This is a genomic window from Nocardia farcinica, assembly GCF_029867845.1.
Classification (GTDB): Bacteria; Actinomycetota; Actinomycetes; order Mycobacteriales; family Mycobacteriaceae; genus Nocardia; species Nocardia farcinica_A.
The window spans coordinates 1-2,620 of sequence record NZ_JARWRU010001337.1; the positions used below are offsets into that span (position 1 = coordinate 1).

Sequence of the window (2,620 nt, forward strand, 5' to 3'; positions counted from 1 at the left end):
GGGCGCCCTCCCCCCCGGCGGCCGGGCCCCGCGGGGGGGCCGGGGGGGGGGGGGGGGCCGGGGCCCCCCCCCCCCCGGCGGGTAGGTAGCGGTCGATCGGCGCGTGCAATTCCAGCACGCCGCGATCGATCGCCATGCCCGCCAGCAGCGAGACCACACTCTTGGTGGAACTCCACACATTCCACGGCACGCGCCCGGTCTCGGCATTGTTCGGGCCCTCGCCCACCAGGCAGTTGTTGCGGTAGACCTGCACATTGAACCTGTTGCGCCCGGCGGCGAAGCGCAGCGCCTCCGCCAGCGCCCCGGCGTCGAGTCCGACCTCCTCGGGCGTGGCCCGCTGCGGGGTCCGCCCCGAGTCGACGGTGCAGGTCGTCCGCGGTTGCGCCTGTGCCACAGGCGATACCGTCCCGGAGACCGTCAGCGTCCCCGCCACCACGACCAGCGAAGCCACCGCTGCCGGCAATCTGCGCACCATGGGTCGGGAGGCTACCGGCACGTGGCCCCGGTCGCCCGCCGTTCTCACCGCGGACCGTGCAGGTCACACCGGACGCGCGTCGCCCGCTGTCCGGTCGGGCTGCTGTCACCGCTGTCGGCGAAACGCGTACCAGCCCGCCCCCACGGCCATCACCGCCGCACCGGCCAGCACCGACGACAGCGGCAGCGCCGAGGCCACCACCGCACACCCACCGGCCCCCAGCACCGGAATCCAGCGCGCGGGACGCCCTTCCGCCACGCTCAGCGTTCCCGCCGACACATTGGCGACCAGGTAGTAGGCCAGCACGGTGAACGAGGAGAACCCGATCGCCGCCCGCAGATCCACCAGCAGCACCGCCCCCGCCACCACCGCGCACACCGCCAGCTCGGCCCGATGCGGCACCCCGAAGCGCGGATGCACCGCCGACAGCGCCGAGGGCAGATGGGCATCGCGCGCCATGGCCAGCGTGGTGCGCGAGACGCCGAGCAGCAGCCCGAGCAGCGAACTGCCCGCCGCCACCACGGCCCCGGCCCGCACCAGCGGCGCCAGCTCCGGCGCGCCTGCCGCGCTCACCACCCGCGCCAGCGGGTCGGCCGCCGCGGCCAGTCCCGCCGAACCGAGCGTCAGCAGCGCCGCCACCGCCACCAGCGTGTACGCCGCGAGGGCGACCGCGAGTGAGATCAGCACCGCGCGCGGGATGGTCCGTTCCGGGGCGCGTACCTCCTCGCCGAGGGTGGCGATCCTGGCGTACCCGGCGAAGGCGAAGAACAGCAGTCCGGCCGCCTCCAGCACCCCGTACGGCCCGATCCGCGCGGTCACCCCGGCCGCGTCGGCGTGCGAGCCCGCGAAACCGGTCGCCGCCACCACCGCGAGCACCAGCAGGGTCAGCCCCACCAGCACCCGCGTGGCCAGCGCGGATTTGTGCACCCCGGTGTAGTTCAGCACGGTGATGGCCGCGACCGTCGCGACGGCGACCGGCCGCGCGTGCTCGGGCCAGGCGTAGTGCCCGACGGTCAGCGCCATCGCCGCGCAGGATGCGGTCTTACCGACCACGAACCCCCACCCGGCCAGGTACCCCCAGAACGGTCCGAGCCGCTCCCGCCCGTACACATACGCCCCGCCCGACACCGGATAGCGGGCCGCGAGCCTGGCCGTCGAGGTGGCGTTGCAGTAGGCGAGCAGCGCGGCGATCCCCAGCGCGAGCAGCAGCCACGGTCCCGCCGCGCCCGCCGCCGGGGCCAGAGCGGCGAAGACGCCCGCGCCGAGCATGGAACCGAGCCCGATGATCACCGAATCGCCGAGGCCCAGCCTGCGGTGCAAAGCCTCGCCCGAGCCGGATGCCGAAGTCATACCCGCATCCTCGTCCCCCCGGGTGAGCACGGCACGTACGGAGGGTGTCCGGGAAATGCGAAGCGCCGCCAGTTCCGGGGGGTAGGACTGGCGGCGCCGCGGTGTCGACGCCCCACAAGCGCCTCTCGGCGAGTGGTCGCACGCAGCGACAGAAGGGGTGAGGCCCGGGGCTGTCCGGGCGCCGACAGCTGCTACAACCGGCCGCCCCCGCGAGGCATTCCACCTGCTGTCGTGGCCTATATCACCCCGCGATATGCCCCACCTTTACTTGATCGACTCCAATTGTTTGCCGAACCATGGAGTCATGCACACCGACACCGTCGAACCCCGGGAATGGCTGCGCGCCGCCGGCCTGCGCGTCACCGCTCCGCGGATCGCGGTATTGGAGGCCGTCGTGGCCCGCCCGCATTCCGATGCCGACACCATCGCCGCCGACGTGCGCGCGGCCATCGGGTCGGTGTCCACCCAGGGCATCTACGACGTGCTGCACGCCTGCGTCGGCGCGGGCCTGCTGCGCCGCATCGAGCCCGCGGGCTCGCCCGCGCTGTTCGAGGCCCGCATCGGCGACAACCATCATCACCTGGTCTGCCGGAACTGCAATGCCGTCGCCGACGTGGACTGCGCGGTCGGCCCAGCGCCCTGCCTCGACCCCTCCGAGACCCACGGCTATGCCATCGACGAGGCCGAGGTCGTGTTCTGGGGACTGTGCCCACAGTGCCGGGCCGCGCAGAACTGACGATCGAGAACCGGATACTTCCCGGCCGACGGCCGGAACCCCACGACGGGGGGGGGGGG

Annotated in this window: 3 protein-coding genes; 1 reads left to right on the forward strand and 2 read right to left on the reverse strand. The window is 73.6% G+C overall.

The window, feature by feature from the left end:
- Together QH283_RS29975 and QH283_RS29980 are read right to left on the reverse strand one after the other, a co-directional pair.
- Positions 1–475: serine hydrolase (locus QH283_RS29975; protein WP_280506272.1), on the reverse strand; the 475-nt coding region annotated here is incomplete at its 3' end.
- Positions 476–580: 105 nt separating this feature from the next.
- Entirely contained in the window at positions 581–1,825 is a 1,245-nt protein-coding gene (locus tag QH283_RS29980) for an APC family permease (protein WP_280506273.1), read from the reverse strand.
- 304 nt (positions 1,826–2,129) lie between these two features.
- Here QH283_RS29980 and QH283_RS29985 point away from each other — a divergent pair, with 304 nt between their 5' ends.
- Positions 2,130–2,561 (forward strand): Fur family transcriptional regulator, encoded by a 432-nt coding sequence (locus QH283_RS29985; RefSeq protein WP_280506274.1) that lies wholly within the window; start codon positions 2,130–2,132, stop codon positions 2,559–2,561.
- Positions 2,562–2,620 lie beyond the last annotated feature (59 nt).